This is a genomic window from Halomonas sp. ABH4_019 (assembly GCF_056159885.1).
In genome coordinates, this window is record NZ_JBSWWC010000001.1 from 706,088 (window position 1) to 721,429 (window position 15,342).

Annotated in this window: 15 protein-coding genes; 4 read left to right on the top strand and 11 right to left on the bottom strand. The window is 71.2% G+C overall.

Going from position 1 to position 15,342, the window contains the following annotated elements:
* Positions 1-5: 5 nt before the first annotated feature.
* The 11 genes from alr to ACXAFN_RS03250 form a co-directional block, all read right to left on the bottom strand.
* Positions 6-1,106 carry an alanine racemase gene (gene alr / locus ACXAFN_RS03200; protein WP_474986128.1) on the bottom strand — a complete coding sequence of 367 codons (1,101 nt, stop codon included), beginning with the start codon at positions 1,104-1,106 and terminating at the stop codon, positions 6-8.
* Positions 1,107-1,313: 207 nt separating this feature from the next.
* Positions 1,314-2,303, bottom strand: a complete 990-nt coding sequence (gene rpoS / locus ACXAFN_RS03205) for an RNA polymerase sigma factor RpoS (protein ID WP_474986130.1) — start codon at positions 2,301-2,303, stop codon at positions 1,314-1,316.
* A 116-nt stretch (positions 2,304-2,419) separates the two neighbouring features.
* On the bottom strand, positions 2,420-3,580 hold the full coding sequence (locus ACXAFN_RS03210; RefSeq protein ID WP_474986132.1) for a peptidoglycan DD-metalloendopeptidase family protein: 1,161 nt from the start codon (positions 3,578-3,580) through the stop codon (positions 2,420-2,422).
* A complete protein-coding gene (locus ACXAFN_RS03215; protein ID WP_474986134.1) occupies positions 3,573-4,550 on the bottom strand; it encodes a DUF368 domain-containing protein in 978 nt (325 codons plus the stop codon). The genes ACXAFN_RS03210 and ACXAFN_RS03215 overlap by 8 nt, the downstream gene beginning before the upstream one ends.
* Positions 4,551-4,699: 149 nt before the next feature.
* Entirely contained in the window at positions 4,700-5,380 is a 681-nt protein-coding gene (locus tag ACXAFN_RS03220) for a protein-L-isoaspartate(D-aspartate) O-methyltransferase (protein WP_474986135.1), read from the bottom strand.
* Positions 5,367-6,113 carry a 5'/3'-nucleotidase SurE gene (gene surE, locus ACXAFN_RS03225; protein ID WP_474986137.1) on the bottom strand — a complete coding sequence of 249 codons (747 nt, stop codon included), beginning with the start codon at positions 6,111-6,113 and terminating at the stop codon, positions 5,367-5,369. The genes ACXAFN_RS03220 and surE overlap by 14 nt, the downstream gene beginning before the upstream one ends.
* A complete protein-coding gene (truD, locus tag ACXAFN_RS03230) occupies positions 6,085-7,236 on the bottom strand; it encodes a tRNA pseudouridine(13) synthase TruD (RefSeq protein ID WP_474986139.1) in 1,152 nt (383 codons plus the stop codon). Before truD ends, surE begins: the two co-directional genes overlap by 29 nt.
* Positions 7,229-7,714: a 2-C-methyl-D-erythritol 2,4-cyclodiphosphate synthase gene (gene ispF / locus ACXAFN_RS03235; RefSeq protein ID WP_474987462.1), complete on the bottom strand. Its 486-nt coding sequence runs from the start codon at positions 7,712-7,714 to the stop codon at positions 7,229-7,231. Before ispF ends, truD begins: the two co-directional genes overlap by 8 nt.
* The gene (gene ispD, locus ACXAFN_RS03240; RefSeq protein ID WP_474987464.1) at positions 7,714-8,391 is read right to left on the bottom strand and encodes a 2-C-methyl-D-erythritol 4-phosphate cytidylyltransferase; all 678 of its coding nucleotides are present in this window, start codon (positions 8,389-8,391) and stop codon (positions 7,714-7,716) included. Before ispD ends, ispF begins: the two co-directional genes overlap by 1 nt.
* Positions 8,392-8,438: 47 nt before the next feature.
* Entirely contained in the window at positions 8,439-8,741 is a 303-nt protein-coding gene (gene ftsB / locus ACXAFN_RS03245; protein ID WP_474986140.1) for a cell division protein FtsB, read from the bottom strand.
* A 162-nt stretch (positions 8,742-8,903) separates the two neighbouring features.
* On the bottom strand, positions 8,904-10,043 hold the full coding sequence (locus tag ACXAFN_RS03250) for a GNAT family N-acetyltransferase (RefSeq protein WP_474986142.1): 1,140 nt from the start codon (positions 10,041-10,043) through the stop codon (positions 8,904-8,906).
* A 234-nt stretch (positions 10,044-10,277) separates the two neighbouring features.
* Between ACXAFN_RS03250 and edd the strand changes: the two genes are divergently transcribed.
* The 4 genes from edd to ACXAFN_RS03270 all read left to right on the top strand — a co-directional run bounded on the left by edd (position 10,278) and on the right by ACXAFN_RS03270 (position 15,328).
* Positions 10,278-12,164: a phosphogluconate dehydratase gene (gene edd / locus ACXAFN_RS03255; protein ID WP_474986144.1), complete on the top strand. Its 1,887-nt coding sequence runs from the start codon at positions 10,278-10,280 to the stop codon at positions 12,162-12,164.
* Between the two features lie 310 nt (positions 12,165-12,474).
* Positions 12,475-13,440 carry a glucokinase gene (glk, locus tag ACXAFN_RS03260; RefSeq protein WP_474986145.1) on the top strand — a complete coding sequence of 322 codons (966 nt, stop codon included), beginning with the start codon at positions 12,475-12,477 and terminating at the stop codon, positions 13,438-13,440.
* Positions 13,437-14,456: a D-hexose-6-phosphate mutarotase gene (locus ACXAFN_RS03265; protein ID WP_474986147.1), complete on the top strand. Its 1,020-nt coding sequence runs from the start codon at positions 13,437-13,439 to the stop codon at positions 14,454-14,456. Before glk ends, ACXAFN_RS03265 begins: the two co-directional genes overlap by 4 nt.
* Positions 14,453-15,328, top strand: a complete 876-nt coding sequence (locus ACXAFN_RS03270) for an aldo/keto reductase (RefSeq protein ID WP_474986149.1) — start codon at positions 14,453-14,455, stop codon at positions 15,326-15,328. Before ACXAFN_RS03265 ends, ACXAFN_RS03270 begins: the two co-directional genes overlap by 4 nt.
* Positions 15,329-15,342: the final 14 nt, after the last annotated feature.

The following is a 15,342-nucleotide window of genomic DNA, read 5'->3' on the forward strand; positions in this document are numbered from 1 at the left end:
CGGGTTCAGCCGCCATGATAGCGTCTCGGCACCCGCGGCAGCACCCCGGTGAGCAGGGTGTAGCTGATGGTGTCGCAGTGGCGGGCCACCTCGTCCACGGACAGCACTTCGCCACCCGCCGCGCGGCCCCACAGCACTACCTCGCTGCCGATATCCGCCTCGGGAACATCGGTGAGGTCCACGGTCAGCATGTCCATGGAGACCTTGCCGGCGATGGCCGTGCGCCGCCCCTCGACCAGCACCGGGGTGCCGTCGACGGCGTGTCGGTCGTAGCCGTCCCCGTAGCCGCAGGCCACCACCCCGATGCGCGACGCCCGCGACGCCGTCCAGCGACCGCCATAGCCCACCGGCTCGCCCGCTTCCAGCTCGCGCACGGCGATGATCTCGGAGCGCAGGGTCATCACCGGCGCCAGCCGCCGGCTGGCCTCGTTGGCCGCCTCCAGCGGATCGCTGCCGTAGAGCATCACCCCGGGACGGTTCCAGGCGCCGTGGCTCGTCGGCCGCGCCAGGGTCGCCGGGGAGTTGGCCAGGCAGGTGGGCGCGTCAAGGCGTTCGGCGAGTTCGGCGAGCAGCGTTGTCTGGCGAGCGAAATAGGTGTCGTCGACGGCATCGGCGCTGGCGAAGTGACTCATCAGGTGCAGGTCGCGAGCATGGTCCGGCGCCTCCAGCAGGCGGCGCCACACCGCCTCGACCCGCGTCGGCGCAAAGCCCAGGCGATGCATGCCGGAATCGACCTTGACCCACACCGGGATCGGCCGCGCCGGTCGCCTCGCCAGCAGGGCTTCCAGCTGCCAGTCGCTGTGCACCGCCATCCACAGTCCCAGCGCCTCGACGCGCTCGAGCTCGGCGGCCTCGAAGATGCCCTCCAGCAGCACGATGGGAGCGGCAATGCCGCCCGCGCGCAGCGTCTCGGCCTCCTCGATGCAGGCCACGGCGAAGGCCGGCGCCAGCCCCTCCAGTGCCCGGGCGCAGGCCACCAGGCCGTGGCCGTAGGCGTCGGCCTTGAGCACCGCCACCGCCTGGCTGGCGGGGGCGAGATCACGGGCCAGGCGGTAGTTGTGGCGCAGGGCGTCCAGGTCGATGTCGGCGCGCAGCGGTCGGGCCATGGGGCAAGACTCCAGTGAAGACAAAGGGCCTATTATTTTTCAAAAAGATGGCTTTTTCATGGCCTATAAAACCAAATATTCACAAAAAAGCAGTGACAAGAACCGCAAATAAAGTGCTTGTCGGTATTTTGGCCCAAGTGATTCTTCATAACGCAGAAAGCCAGGACGCTGTCCTGGCTTTCGGGGGAGACGGCAAGGGAGACGCGGTCACTCGAAGATGGCGTCCAGATCGAGTCCCTGCTTGTCGAGCATGCGCCTGAGCTTCTTCAGCGCCTCCACCTGGATCTGGCGGACCCGCTCGCGGGTCAGGCCGATCTCCTCGCCGACCTGCTCGAGGGTCGAGGCCTCGTGGCCGCGCAACCCGAAACGGCGCACCACCACCTCGCACTGCTTGTCGGTGAGCTCCGCCAGCCAGTCGTCGACGTGCTGCTTGACGTCGCCGTCGACCAGGGTCGACTCGGGACCCAGGTCATTGTCGTCGGCCAGCGTCTCGATCAGCGGCTTGTCGCTCTCGCTGCCCACCGGGTAGTCCACCGACGAGACCCGCTCGTTGAGCCCCATCATCTTCTTGACGGTCTCCACCGGCTTGTCGAGATAGTCGGCGATCTCCTCGGCGGTGGCCTCGTGATCGAGCTTCTGGGTCAGCTCGCGGGCCGCCCGCAGGTAGATGTTGAGCTCCTTGACCACATGGATGGGCAGGCGAATCGTGCGGGTCTGGTTCATCAGCGCCCGCTCGATGGTCTGGCGAATCCACCAGGTGGCGTAGGTGGAGAAACGGAAGCCACGCTCGGGGTCGAACTTCTCCACCGCGCGGATCAGCCCCAGGTTGCCCTCCTCGATCAGGTCGAGCAGGGTCAGGCCACGGTTCAGGTAGCGCCGGGCGATCTTGACCACCAGGCGCAGGTTGGACTCGATCATCCGCGAGCGGCCGGCGGGGTCGCCCTTGCGGGCGAGGCGCCCGTAGTGGACCTCCTCCTCCGGCGTCAGCAGCGGCGAGAAACCGATCTCGTTGAGGTAGATCTGGGTGGCGTCCAGGCTATGGTGGTAGTGGCGATCCTCGCGACTGAGCGCCTTCTCGAAGGCCTCGTCGCTCTCGACCTCGTCCGGTGCGGCGGTCTCGATCTCCACTTCCCGCTCGCTGGTCTCGGCGGCCGATTCCAGGTCCACGTCATGCAGGTCCCGCTCAAGCATGCTCATCGATGGTCACCCCGTGGTTGCCTTGGGCATCGTCCGATGCCCGAAACGATCGATGTCAGAGGTTGTCATTGTATGGTGTCGTGCTGCTGAAACGAGCGACTCGGCGACCCTTCCCTTCAACGCTTGGGCAGATACTCCAGCGGATCCTGAGGCTGGCCGTCCTTGCGCACCTCGAAGTGCAGCCTGACGTCCTCGGCATCGCTGTCGCCCATGGTGGCGATCACCTCGCCGGCCTCGACCACGTCGTTCTCCTTCACGTTCAGGGAGTCGTTGTGGGCGTAGGCGCTCAGGAACTGGTCGTTGTGCTTGAGCAGGATGAGGTTGCCGTACCCCCGTACGCCACTGCCCGCATAGACCACGATGCCCGGTCCGGCCGCCTTGACAGGTTGCCCCTTTTGACCGTCGATATCAATGCCGGCGGTGATGCTGCCGCCGTCGCCGAAATCACCGACCACCTGGCCGTCGACCGGCCACTGCCAGGGCACCTCTTCCACCGGCGTGTAGCGGCGCGTCTCGCGGTTCTGGCTCTCGGGCTCGCCGGCCACCTGGGCGCCGGCATCGGCCTGGGGCTCGGGCTCGCTCGCCGCGTCGTCGGCTCGGGGCTCGCCGTCGGCGCTCGCCGTCTCGGCCGGAGCCTCCTCCGCCGGAGCCTCGTCGTCGGCCCGTGTCGTCGCCTCGTCAGTCGTGCGGGCCTCGCGCTCGCGGCGCTCGGCCAGGTCACGCTCGCTGAGCTCGCCATCGGCCCCCGGGCTGTCGGGATCGAAGACAGGCCCCGGCCCCGCCGCGCTCGCCTCGCCCGAGGCGCCGGCGGCCTGGGCCTCGCTCGCGGCGCCGTCGTCTCCGTCAGCGGGGCGCGGCGCGCTGCGCTCGGTGCTGCCGTCGGGCAACAGCCAGTCCAGCGAGCCGTCGTCCTGACTCGCGCCATCGAGGCCGGTGGCCACGGCGCCACCGGCGGCGGCCGCGGTCGAGGTCACCGCCTGGCCGGACTCGCCCCCGCCGGCATCGGCGGCACTGCCGCCCAGCGCCAGCCGCTGGCCCGGCTGGATGCGGTAGGGCGGCTCGATGCGGTTGAGCCGCGCCAGGTCGCGATAGTCCATGTCATGGCGCCAGGCGATGCCGTAGAGGGTATCCCCGGCCTCGACGGTGTAGGTGGCGGGCCGCTCGGCCGAACGGCTGGCCGACAGGTCCTGGACCTGCACCGGCTGCGGGGCCTGCTGCGAGGCGGCACACCCCGCCAGGGCCAGGGTCAGCCCGGAAATCAGCAACACCTTATGCATCGGAACCTTCCTCCTTGTCCTTGTGTCGGCCATCGCGGGCGACGGCCTCGCCGCCGCGATGGACTCGGCCGATGCCCCACACCAGGGCAGCACCGGCCAGCATCAGCGCCACCACGACGGGCAGCTGGGCGGGGTCCCCGGTGACCTGGGAATACCCCGTGGGTGTCAGATAGCGGTAATCGAGCGGGATCATCTGTCCGTCCGGGCCCAACTGGTAGCGGACCAGCTCCCGCCAGGGCCACAGCACCGGCAGCGAGCCGAGGATGAACCCCACCAGCAGTTGCAGGGTCGCCGTGTGGAAGCGCTCGAGCAACCAGCACAGCAGCCGCGAGAAGGCGAACAGCCCGATCGCGCAACCGCCGCCGAACAGCAGGATCACCTCCAGTTCGAAGCCGCGGATGGCCGCCATCACCTTGCCATAAAGCCCCATGGTCAGCAGCAGAAAGCTGCCCGACACGCCGGGCAACAGCAGCGCGCTGATGGCGATGGCCCCGGCCGTCACCAGCATCAGCTCGGGGCTGCCGAGGCGCCCGATCCAGGGCATCAGCGCCGGCAGGGCCTGGGCCAGCAGCAGCCCGACCACCAGCGGCAACAGGTGCCAGAAGCGCCAGTCGGCGGGGTGCCGGCCGACCACCAGCGCCGAGGCCGCCACCAGGCCGAAGAAGAAGCCGTCGAGCAGCAGCGGCTGGTCGTCCATCAGCCACACCACCAGGTGGGCGACGCTGATCAGGCTGGCGACGATGCCGGCCAGCAGCGGCAGCAGGAACGCCAGGTTGAGGTGGGCCGCCAACCCGGCCGCGCCGCCGCGTCGCCAGGCACCCACGGCGCTGGGCCCGAAGCGGCGGATGGTGTAGAGCAATTCCTCGTAGATGCCGGTGACGAAGGCGATGGTGCCCCCGGAGACGCCGGGCACCGCATCGGCGGCCCCCATGCCGGCGCCCCTGAGCAAGAGGCCTAGTTGACGCTTCAAGAACTCACTCCCACTGTCCTGTTCATTCGACAACCGCATGGCGCGGTTCCGATCCCTTCGGTTGTCGCCGCGCCGCTCTGGCGCAGGTGCGTGGAGCGGCCGGCGCGCCGGACTCGCCCCGACCGACACCTCGGCCTGCGGCCGACTCATCAGCGTATGACGCCTTCCAGCAGCGGCACGAAGCGCACCGCCTCGAGGCGCTGCTTCTCGAACCGATCGCCCTGCCGGCGCACCCGCACCAGCCACTGCTTGCCGTCGCGCTCCGCCAGCGGGGCGATCAGCACCCCGCCATCGGCCAGCTGGGCGAGCAATGGCTCGGGCAGCACGCTGGCGCAGGCGGTCAGCAGGATGACCTCGAAGGGCGCGGCCTCCGGCCAGCCGTGGCCACCGTCGGCCAGGCGCAGGTGCGCGTTGTGCACGCCCAGCAGGCGCAGCCGCTCGCCGGCACGGCGATGCAGGGCATTGATCCGCTCCACCGACCAGAGTTCCGTGATCAGCCGAGCCAGCACCAGGGTCTGATAGCCGGACCCGGTGCCGACCTCCAGCACCCGCCCGGGCCTCTCCTCGCGGACCAGTTCGGTCATGCGTGCCACGATCCACGGCTGGGACAGCGTCTGTCCGTGGCCGATGGGCAGCGAGGTGTCCTCGTAGGCGCGATGCGCCAGGGCCTCATCGAGGAACAGGTGGCGCGGCTCGCTGGCCATCACCTCCAGCACCCCGCGATCGGCGATGCCCTGGCGCGCCAGGCGGTCGGCCATGCGGTCGCGGGTCCGCTGCGATGTCATCCCGATGCCCTGCAGCAGGCCGGGACGCAGATCAGGTGAGCGCATCCAGCCATTCCTGCACGTCGTCGCGCGCCGCATGCCGGGTCAGGTCGGTCTGCAGCGGCGTGATGGACACGAAGCCGGCCTCCACGGCGGCGAAGTCGGTATCCGGGCCGTCGTCGGCGTTCTCGCCCACGGCCGCGATCCAGTAGCGCTTGCGCCCCCGCGGGTCGCGCACCTCCAGCGGTTCGGCCGCCGGCCCGCGGTAGCCCAGCCGAGTCACCCGCAGGCCGCGGATCTCCTCCCAGGGCAGGTCGGGCACGTTGACGTTGAGCAGGCTGCGCGGCGGCAGCGAGAGCCGGTCGGCGACCCCGACCAGGCTCGCCGCCACCCGGCCGGCGGTATCGAAGTGGCGGTGCCCCACCAGCGACATGGCGATGGCGGTCATGCCCAGGTTGCGCCCTTCCATGGCGGCGGCCACGGTCCCCGAGTAGAGGACGTCGTCGCCCAGGTTGCCGCCGTGGTTGATCCCCGAGATCACCAGGTCGGGCCGCTCCTCCCAGACGCCGTTGACCCCCAGGTAGACGCAGTCTGCCGGGGTGCCGTCGACGCTGTAGAAGCCGTTGTCCAGGGTCGACAGCGCCAGCGGCCGGCTCAGGGTCAGGGAATTGCTGGCGCCGCTCTTGTCGCGGTCGGGGGCCACCACGCGCAGCCGCGCGTGGGGCGCCAGGGCATCATGCAGGGCACGCAGCCCCGGGGCATGCACCCCGTCATCGTTGGACAGCAGCAGTCGACGCATCCGCGGCTCCTCGCTCGGCGCCCTCGCGGGGCGGGTGAAAACTCAGGGTCGGGTGGGCGATCAGTTCTCGCAATACCGCGGTGGCGAAGGCCCCGCGGGGCAGCGTGAAGGACAGCCAGGCCTCGCCGTCGCCGGGCTCGAGTCGCGGCGCCGCCAGCCGCAGGCGCAGCGGCCGGCGGGCCATCTTGACGCCGGCCCGCTCGAGCCCCGCGCACAGCCCGGGGTGCGCCTCGGCGAGGCGTTGCTCGAGGGCCAGGGCGTCGTCCCGGGCCACCGACGCGCCCTGCCCCCACAGCACGCCGCTGGGGTGCAGGTCGAGGCGTTCGGCGCGCTCGGCGAGCGAGTCGTCGACCGCCTCGGCGACGAACCGGCTCGCCGAGCCGTCGAGGATCACCGCCTCGCCGGGCAAGGGGCGGTCCCAGTTGCCCGCCGCGATGCGGGCGGCCAGCAGCTCGTTGAACAGGTAACTGCGCGCCGCCGAGAGCAGCATGCCGTCGCGGTCGTCGCGCTTGCGCCAGCCGCGGGCCAAGAGGCTCGCCGCCCGATGCAGGTTGCGCCCGTCAGGGCCGAAACGCTGGGGGCCGAAGTAGTTGGCCACGCCGTGGCGGCACAGCCAGTCCCAGCGCTCGACGAGCCCGGGATCGTCGAGCGCCTCGCCGGTGAGGCGCAGGCGAAAGCGGTTGGCGGCATGCACCCCGCGCTTGAGCTTGCGGGGATGGCGGGTCACCTCGAGCAGCGTCAGCGGCAGCTCCGCGAGCCGGGCGTCCAGGTCGTCCGGCGCCTCGCGGCCGGGCAGGTGCACCGAGAACCACTGCCGCGTCACCGCATGGCGATCCTTCATCCCGGCGAAGCCGACGTCCCGGGGCGCCACCTCGCAGGCCCGGGCCAGGCGGCGGGCGACCATGGCGGTGGTCAGGTCGCGCTTCTCCACCCACAGCCACAGGTGCTCGCCCTGCCCCTCGGGCTCGAAGCCCAGGTACTCCTCGACCCGGAAGTCTTCCGGCGTCGCCCGGTAGCCGCCGGGACGCGGCGCGCCGAAGCGGGCATCCAGCACTCGCGGCCAGCCCGGGGGCCAGACGAGCGGCGCGTCTTGGGTGTCGTTCGCCTCGGTTACCTCAGGCATCGGCGGCCTCCCCCACCAGCAGCACCACCGCCTCGGCGGCGATGCCCTCGCCGCGGCCGGTGAAGCCAAGCCGCTCGGTGGTGGTCGCCTTGACGTTGACCGCGCCACGCGCCACCGCCAGGTCGGCGGCGATGCGCTCGGCCATCGCCCCGACGTGGGGGGCGAGCCTCGGCGCCTGGGCCATCACGGTGGCGTCCAGGTTGCCGACCCGGTAGCCCGCCTCGTGTACCTGAGCGACCACCCGGCGCAGCAGCTCGCGGCTGTCGGCGCCGGCCCAGGCCGGGTCGGTGTCCGGGAAGTGGCGGCCGATGTCGCCCAGCGCGCAGGCACCGAGCAGGGCATCGCAGATCGCGTGGAGCAGCACATCGCCATCGGAATGGGCGATGAAGCCGCGCTCGAAGGGAATAGCGACGCCGCCGATCCGCAGGTGGTCGCCTTCGCCGAAGCGGTGGACATCGAAGCCGTGGCCGATTCGCATCATGCGCTATCGTTCCTGTCAGCGTGGTGATCGGGTATTCCCTGGGCGGCGAGGATCGCCTCGGCCAGCGCCAGGTCCTCGGGATGGGTGATCTTGAGGTTGTCGCGGCGTCCGGCCACCAGGCGCGGTGAGAGGCCGAGCGCCTCGACCGCCGAGGCCTCGTCGGTGACCGTCACGCCACGCTCGGCGGCGTGCGTCAGGGCGCGCTGCAGAACCCCGAAAGCGAAGCCCTGGGGCGTCAGGGCATGCCAGAGACCGTCCCGGGACTCGGTGCCGGCCACCCGCCCGGCGCCGTCGTCGCGCTTCATGGTGTCGGCCACCGGCGCGGCCAGCAGGCCGCCCGCCGGGTCCTCGGCCACCACCGCCGCCAGCCGGCGCAGGTCGTCGACCCGCACGCAGGGCCGGGCCACGTCATGGACCAGCACCGGGTCGCTCTCATGGGCCTCGCCGGCGATGGCGGCCAGGGCGTTGGTCACCGAGTCGACGCGCTCGGCGCCGCCGGGCACCCGCCGCCAGTCGGCGAAGGGCACCGCGGCCGGCTCGAAATGGGCGTCGTCGGGGTCCAGGCAAAGGCACAGCCGCGCCCCCGGGAAGGCCGCATGAAGCCGCGCCAGGGTGCCGGCCAGCACCGTGCGCCCCGCCAGCGGCAGGTACTGCTTGGGGCGGTCCGCCCCCATCCGCCGGCCGCGGCCCGCGGCCGGCACCACCAGCCAGAGTCGCTCGCTCAAGGCGTCGCCCCTCCCCCGGGCGTGCCGGCATCCGGGACCCAGAAGAACTGCTCGTCGCGACGCACCATGCCGATGTCGCTGCGCGCCCGCTCCTCGATGGCGTCCAGGCCGTTCTTGAGGTCGACCACCTCGGCGGCGAGGCGGTCGTTGCGCGCCCGCAGCGGGGCGTTTTCGGTCTCCAGCCGGTCCACCCGCTGACGCACCTCGGCCAGCTCGCGCAGCCCCCCCTCGCCGAACCACAGGCGGTACTGCAGCAGCACTTGGAGGGCGATGAGCACGATGGCCAGCCACTTGAGCATGTTGAGGGTCCGTCGCCAGGGAATTCGAGGGCGTAGTATGCCATCTTCCCCGGGCCGCCTCATCCACGAAAGCGGCCCGGCACCGCTGTCGCAGTGAGCGCGACCGCCAGGGGCTGATCCGTCGACGGGCCAAACGGTGATGGCTCCAAAGGGCCCAGGGCATCACTCGCCGGCGCGAAACGGCAGGGCCCGCTCGGCGGCCGCCACGTAGGCCGCGACGTGTTCGGCCTCCTCGGCGCAGAACCTCGCCACCCCCGCGCGCAGGCGCGGATCGGCGATATGGTGCAGCGAGGTCAGCTCCACCGGCGCGAAGCCGCGGGCCAGCTTGTGCTCGCCCTGGGTCCCCGGGTCGAAGCGGTTCAGGCCGCGGGCCAGGCAATGCTCGATGCCCTGGTAGTAGCAGGCCTCGAAGTGCAGGCCATCGGCCTCGATCTCGCTGCCCCAGTAACGGCCATAGAGGGTATGACGCCCCTGAAGGCACAGCGCCGCGGCCACCGGTCGCCCCTCGAGGCGCGCCTGGACGAGCACCAGCGCCTCGGGCAGGTCGCGGCGCAGCCGCAGGAAGAAATCCTCGCCGAGATAGCCGCGCTGACCGCGTTCCAGGTAGGTGATCTGGTAGCAGCGATGAAAGTGCGCCAGGTCGGCCTCGCCGATCGCCTCGCCCTCCAGCCGATGCAGGGTCAGCCCTTGCTCGGCGACCCGGCGGCGCTCGCGTCGGATCGCCTTGCGCCGCTTGGAGGTCAGGGCGGCCAGGAAGCCGTCGAAGTCGCCGTAGCCGCGATCCTGCCACTGGAACTGCACGCCGGCCCGGGGAATCAGCTCGGGGCGGGCCTCGCGCCAGGCGGCCACCTCGGGCCGTTCGGCGAACAGCAGGTGCCAGCTCGACAGCGCCGCGCCTTCCCAGCCCTCGGCCAGGCAGCGGCGGGCCTCGAGGGGATCGACGTCGCTTGCCAGCGCCAGCCGCGGCCCCGGCGCCGGGGTGAACGGGATCGCACTCAGCCCCTTGGGATAGTAGCGCCCGCCGGCCCGCTCCCAGGCATCGGCCCAGGCCCAGTCGAAGACGTATTCGCCGAAGGAATGCCGCTTGTGGTAATGGGGCAGCAACCCGACCAGGGTAGCGTCGCGCCACAGCGTCAGGTGGCGCGGCGTCCAGCCGGTCTCGGCGCTCGCCGCCCCGCTGGCCTCCAGGGCATGCAGGAACTCGTGGCGCAGGAAGGGATGGTCGTCGCCCACCAGGGCGTTCCAATCCGCCGCCGGCACGGCGGCGACGGCGGCAAGCTCGACCAGGCGCAATCGACTCATGGGGACTCCCGACGGGGCCGGCTGACAGGGGGCCGGCAAAGTGCCTACAGTGATGATGCCTGGATCGCGAGCCTCGCTGCCAGCCCACACGTCGGAAGCGTCGCGGCCGCATCGGCGCGTCGCTCAAGGTAACTTAATTACAACTATAGCCAAACACCCCTATCATTACCGACTTTCCGGCGATATTTTTGTTAAACTTACGAGATCATTCGTTTCCCCATGCCGAGGTGCCCCATGGCTCAAGCTTCCACGCCACTCAATGCCACCGTCCAGCAGGTCACCCAGCGCATCCGCGAGCGCAGCGCCGAACGCCGCGCGCTCTACGAGCAGCGCATGGCCGACCAGCACAAGCGCGGCGTGCATCGCGCCGAGCTGTCCTGCGGCAACCTGGCCCACGGCTTCGCCGCCTGCGGCGCCCAGGACAAGGACTCGCTGAAGCTGATGAACGCGGCCAACCTGGGCATCATCTCGGCCTACAACGACATGCTCTCGGCCCACCAGCCGCTGGAGACCTTCCCCGAGACCATCAAGGCCGCGGCCCGCGACATGGGCTCCACCGCCCAGTTCGCCGGCGGGGTGCCCGCCATGTGCGACGGCGTCACCCAGGGCCAGCCGGGCATGGAGCTGTCGCTGTTCTCCCGCGACGTGATCGCCATGGCCACCGCCGTGGGGCTGTCCCACAACATGTTCGATGCGGCCCTGTATCTCGGCGTGTGCGACAAGATCGTGCCGGGGCTGTTCATCGCCGCGGCGCGCTTCGGTCACCTGCCGGCCATGTTCGTGCCCGCCGGCCCCATGCCCAGCGGCCTGCCCAACAAGGAGAAGGCGCGCATCCGCCAGCTGTTCGCCGAGGGCAAGGCGAGCCGCGAGGACCTGCTCGAGGCGGAATCCGAGTCCTACCACAGCCCCGGCACCTGCACCTTCTACGGCACCGCCAACTCCAACCAGCTGATGATGGAGATGATGGGCCTGCACCTGCCGGGCACCTCCTTCGTCAACCCGGGCACCGAGATGCGCGAGGCACTGACCCGCTTCGCCACCGAGCAGGCGGTCCGCAACACCGAGCCCGGCGGCGACTATCGCCCCTTCTACAAGCAGATCGACGAGCGCGCCATCGTCAACGCCGTGGTCGGCCTGCTGGCCTCCGGCGGCTCCACCAACCACACCCTGCACCTGGTGGCCATGGCCGCCGCGGCGGGCATCACCCTGACCTGGGAGGACTTCACCGACCTCTCCGCGGTGACCCCCAGCCTGATGAGGGTCTATCCCAACGGCCAGGCGGACATCAACCACTTCCAGGCCGCCGGCGGCATGGCCTACCTGTTCCGCGAGCTGCTCGGCGCCGGCCTGATCCACGGCGACATCCCCACGGTGTTCGGTACCGACATGACCGCCTATACCCGGGAGCCCTTCCTCGAGGACGGCACGCTGACGTGGCGCGAGGGCCCCGAGGAGAGCCTCGATACCGAGGTGCTGCGCGGCGTGGCGGATCCCTTCGCCCCCACTGGCGGGCTCACCGTGCTCGAGGGCAACCTGGGCCGCGGGGTGATCAAGGTCTCGGCGGTGGAGGAGCAGCACCGCGTGGTCGAGGCCCCGGTGCGGATCTTCGAGGACCAGAACGAGATGAAGGCGGCCTTCGACGCCGGCGAGCTGGACCGCGACGTGATCGCCGTGGTGCGCTTCCAGGGGCCCAAGGCCAACGGCATGCCCGAGCTGCACAAGCTGACGCCCTTCCTCGGCGTGCTGCAGGACCGCGGCCACAAGGTGGCGCTGGTCACCGACGGGCGCATGTCCGGCGCCTCCGGCAAGGTCCCGGCGGCCATCCACATGAGCCCCGAGGCGCTCGACGGCGGGCCGCTGTCCAAGCTGCGCGACGGCGACGTCGTGCGCCTGGACGCCAACGCCGGCACCCTGCAGGCCAAGGTGGAGGCCCACGTCTGGGCCGACCGTGGGCAGCACGTGGCCGAGCTGGACCACTACCACGTCGGCCTGGGCCGCGAGCTGTTCGGCGGCTTCCGCCACCTGGCCATGCGCGGCGAGGAAGGCGCCGGGGTGTTCGGCGGCTTCGAGGCCGACGACCTGGCCCGCCAGGCCGGCCAGATCCACGACGAGGACGCCTGAGGCACTGCCAGAACAGCGATATCGCCATTGCGCATAGCGAGAAGCGCCGGGGACTGGTCGTAGAGGGGGTCCTACGCCATGGATGGCGTCGGTAGCGCCCAGGGAGGGGGTCACAGCGCCCCCTCGTAGACCTGTCTCCGGAGCAGCTGCGAGCGATTCACAATCTGCATCAGCCCTGACGGCCAGAAGGGATAAATTGACGATGACACGACCCGCACTGATCGGTGGGAATATCGAGAGGGGCGGCCCCATGGCGGACGCCCCCGACCGAGCCCCAGGCTAGCCCCCTGAGAACATTTGAGACGAAGCCATGACACGACCCGCACTGATCGGTGACATCGGCGGCACCAACGCCCGCCTCGCCCTGGTCACGCCGGGGGCCTTCGAGCCCCACGACATCCTGAGCCTGCCCTGCGCCGACTACTCCGGCCTGGTCGAGGCGGTGCGCGACTACCTGGAGCGGGTCGGCGCCGTAGGCGATACCGCCCCCCGCGAGGCCTGCCTGGCCTTCGCCTGCCCGACCCACGGCGAACGGATCAAGATGACCAACAACCCCTGGTCATTCACCCGCGCCGAGGTGAAGGACGCCCTGGGGCTCGAGCTGTTCAAGCCGATCAACGACTTCACCGCCCAGGCCCTGGGCGTGCCCCACGTGGCCGAGGAAGACCTTTACGAGGTCCAGCCCGGCGAGCCGGCGCCCCATGCCGCGCGACTGGTGATCGGTCCCGGCACCGGGCTCGGCGTGGCCGGCGTCTTCCCCGGCCGCCACGCCTGGATCCCGCTGGCCACCGAGGGCGGCCACGTGACCTTCGCCCCCACCGACGAGCGCGAGCACAACCTGCTGCGCCACTTCCGCAACCGCTACGGCCGCATCTCGGTGGAGCGGCTGCTGTGCGGCCAGGGGCTGCTCGACCTCTACCTGGCGCACTGCTCGCTGAAGGGTGCCAATCCGCGCTACTCGACGCCCGCCGAGGTCACCGCGGCGGCCGGCGACGACGGCGTGGCTCGTGATACCCTGCTGCGTTTCCTGAAGATCCTCGGCGACGTCAGCGGCGATGCCGCGCTCACCATGGGTGCCCGTGGCGGGGTCTACCTGTGCGGCGGCATCCTGCCGCGGCTGCTCGACTGGCTGCCGCGGAGCCGCTTCCGCGAGGCCTTCGCCGACAAGGGCCGCATGGGCGCCTATACCGCCGGGCTCCCGGTGAAGGTGGTCACCGCCCCCTGGACCGGCCTGCTGGGCGCCGCCGAGGCCCTGCACAATGAGGAGGTCGAATGATTCCCGTATCCCTGCGCGCCCTGCTGGACGCCACCGACGGACAACGCCGCGCCGAATGGGCCGGCCGCGAGGTATGGCTGGCCCGCGAGGCCTGGGGCGAACTCGTGGTGTCGCTCCAGGGCGCCCAGGTGCTTCACTTTTTACCTGTGTCGCCCGGAGACGCGACCGCTGAAGGCTCTTCCCCCGCGCCCGGGGACGCGCGCGCTGAGGGCTCGCTATCCAATGCGCCGCTCTCTAACGCGTCCGAAGACACGCGAACGCGCAGCCCGGATCAGAGCGAGGAGGCCCTGGTGGCCGGCGGCTGGCTGTGGGTCACGCCGACGCCCCAGGCGCTGCCCGGCGCCATCCGCGGCGGCATCCCGCTGTGCTGGCCCTGGTTCGCCGACGAGCACACCGCCGACGAGTCACCGGACCGCTCCGGGCCGATGCACGGCCCGGCGCGCAAGGCCGACTGGCGCCTGGATGCCGTGGACGAGCACGAGGAAGGCGTCGAGCTGCACCTCTCGCCGCTCGAGCGCCTGCACTCCCAGCTGGTGCCCCGGGCGGTGATCCAGGCCAATGCCAAGCGCCTGCACGTGGAGCTTATCACCGAGCATGTCGGCGAGACCCCGGCCAAGATCACCGGCGCCCTGCACAGCTACCTGGCGGTGGACGACGCCCGGGCCTGCCGGGTCGAGGGGCTGGCCGGCGCCCGCTACCTGGACAAGCTCGCCGACTTCGCCGAGCGCGAACAGCAGGGCGAGCTCGGCGTGCGCGGCGGGCTGGACCGCATCTACCACACCAACGCCGAACTCACCCTGGACGACGGCAGCCGACGCCTGCGCATCGCCCGCCAGGGCAGCGATTCGGCGGTGGTGTGGAACCCGGGCGACGACCGGCCGGCGGACACCTCCGAGGCCGCCGGTCGCCGCTTCCTGTGCATCGAATCCGCCAACACCCGGCTCGACCCGGTGTGGCTGGTACCCGGCGCCCAGCACCTGCTGGGCACCACCCTCTCCCTGGAGAACGACACATGAGCGCCGCGCCGGTCTTCGATGCGCCCTTCGCGCTGGGCATGATGGCCCTGCACGAGGCCCCGGCACTGCACGCCCCCGAGCGGCTGGCCGACTGGCTCGAGGCGCGCCTCGACCAGGGCCTGCACTGGTTCGACCACGCCGACATCTACGGCGACCGCGCCGGCGAGCGGCTGTTCGGCGACGCGCTGCGCGCCCGCCCCGGCCTGGCCTCGCGCGTCAGGGTGGTGACCAAGGCCGACATCGTCACCCCCGAGCGCGACGCCTCGGCGTTCGCCGTCAAGCACTACGACAGCTCGCCGGCCTACGTGACCCGGGCCATCGACCACGCCCTCGAGCGGCTGGGCGTGGAGCGCCTCGACCACTTCCTGCTGCATCGCCCCGATCCGCTGATGGACGCCGAGGCCACCGGCCGCGCCCTGGACGACGCCATCGCCGCCGGCAAGCTCGGTGCCGCCGGGATCTCCAACTTTCGCCCGGAGGCCTGGCGACGGCTGCAGGCCGCCATGCACGGCCGCCTGTCGGCCCATCAGCTGCAGCTGTCGCTGGACCACCCCGCACCGCTGTTCGACGGTCTCTTCGATGCCCTGGTGGGCGATGGCCAGGCGCCCATGGCCTGGTCGCCGCTGGGCGGCGGCCGGGTGCTGACCGGCCCGGCGCGCGCCCTGCTGCTGTCCCAGGCCGAGGCCTTCGACGTCAGCCCCGCCGGGCTGGCACTGGCCTGGGTGCGGGCCCTGCCCGGCCGGCCGCTGCCGGTGATCGGCAGCCTCAAGCCCGAGCGCATCGAGACGCTGTGCCGGGACGCCGCGCTCGAACTGCCGCGTCCGGCCTGGTTCGCCCTGCTCGAGGCCGCCCGCGGCCACGAGGTGGCCTGAATCCATCATGAGGA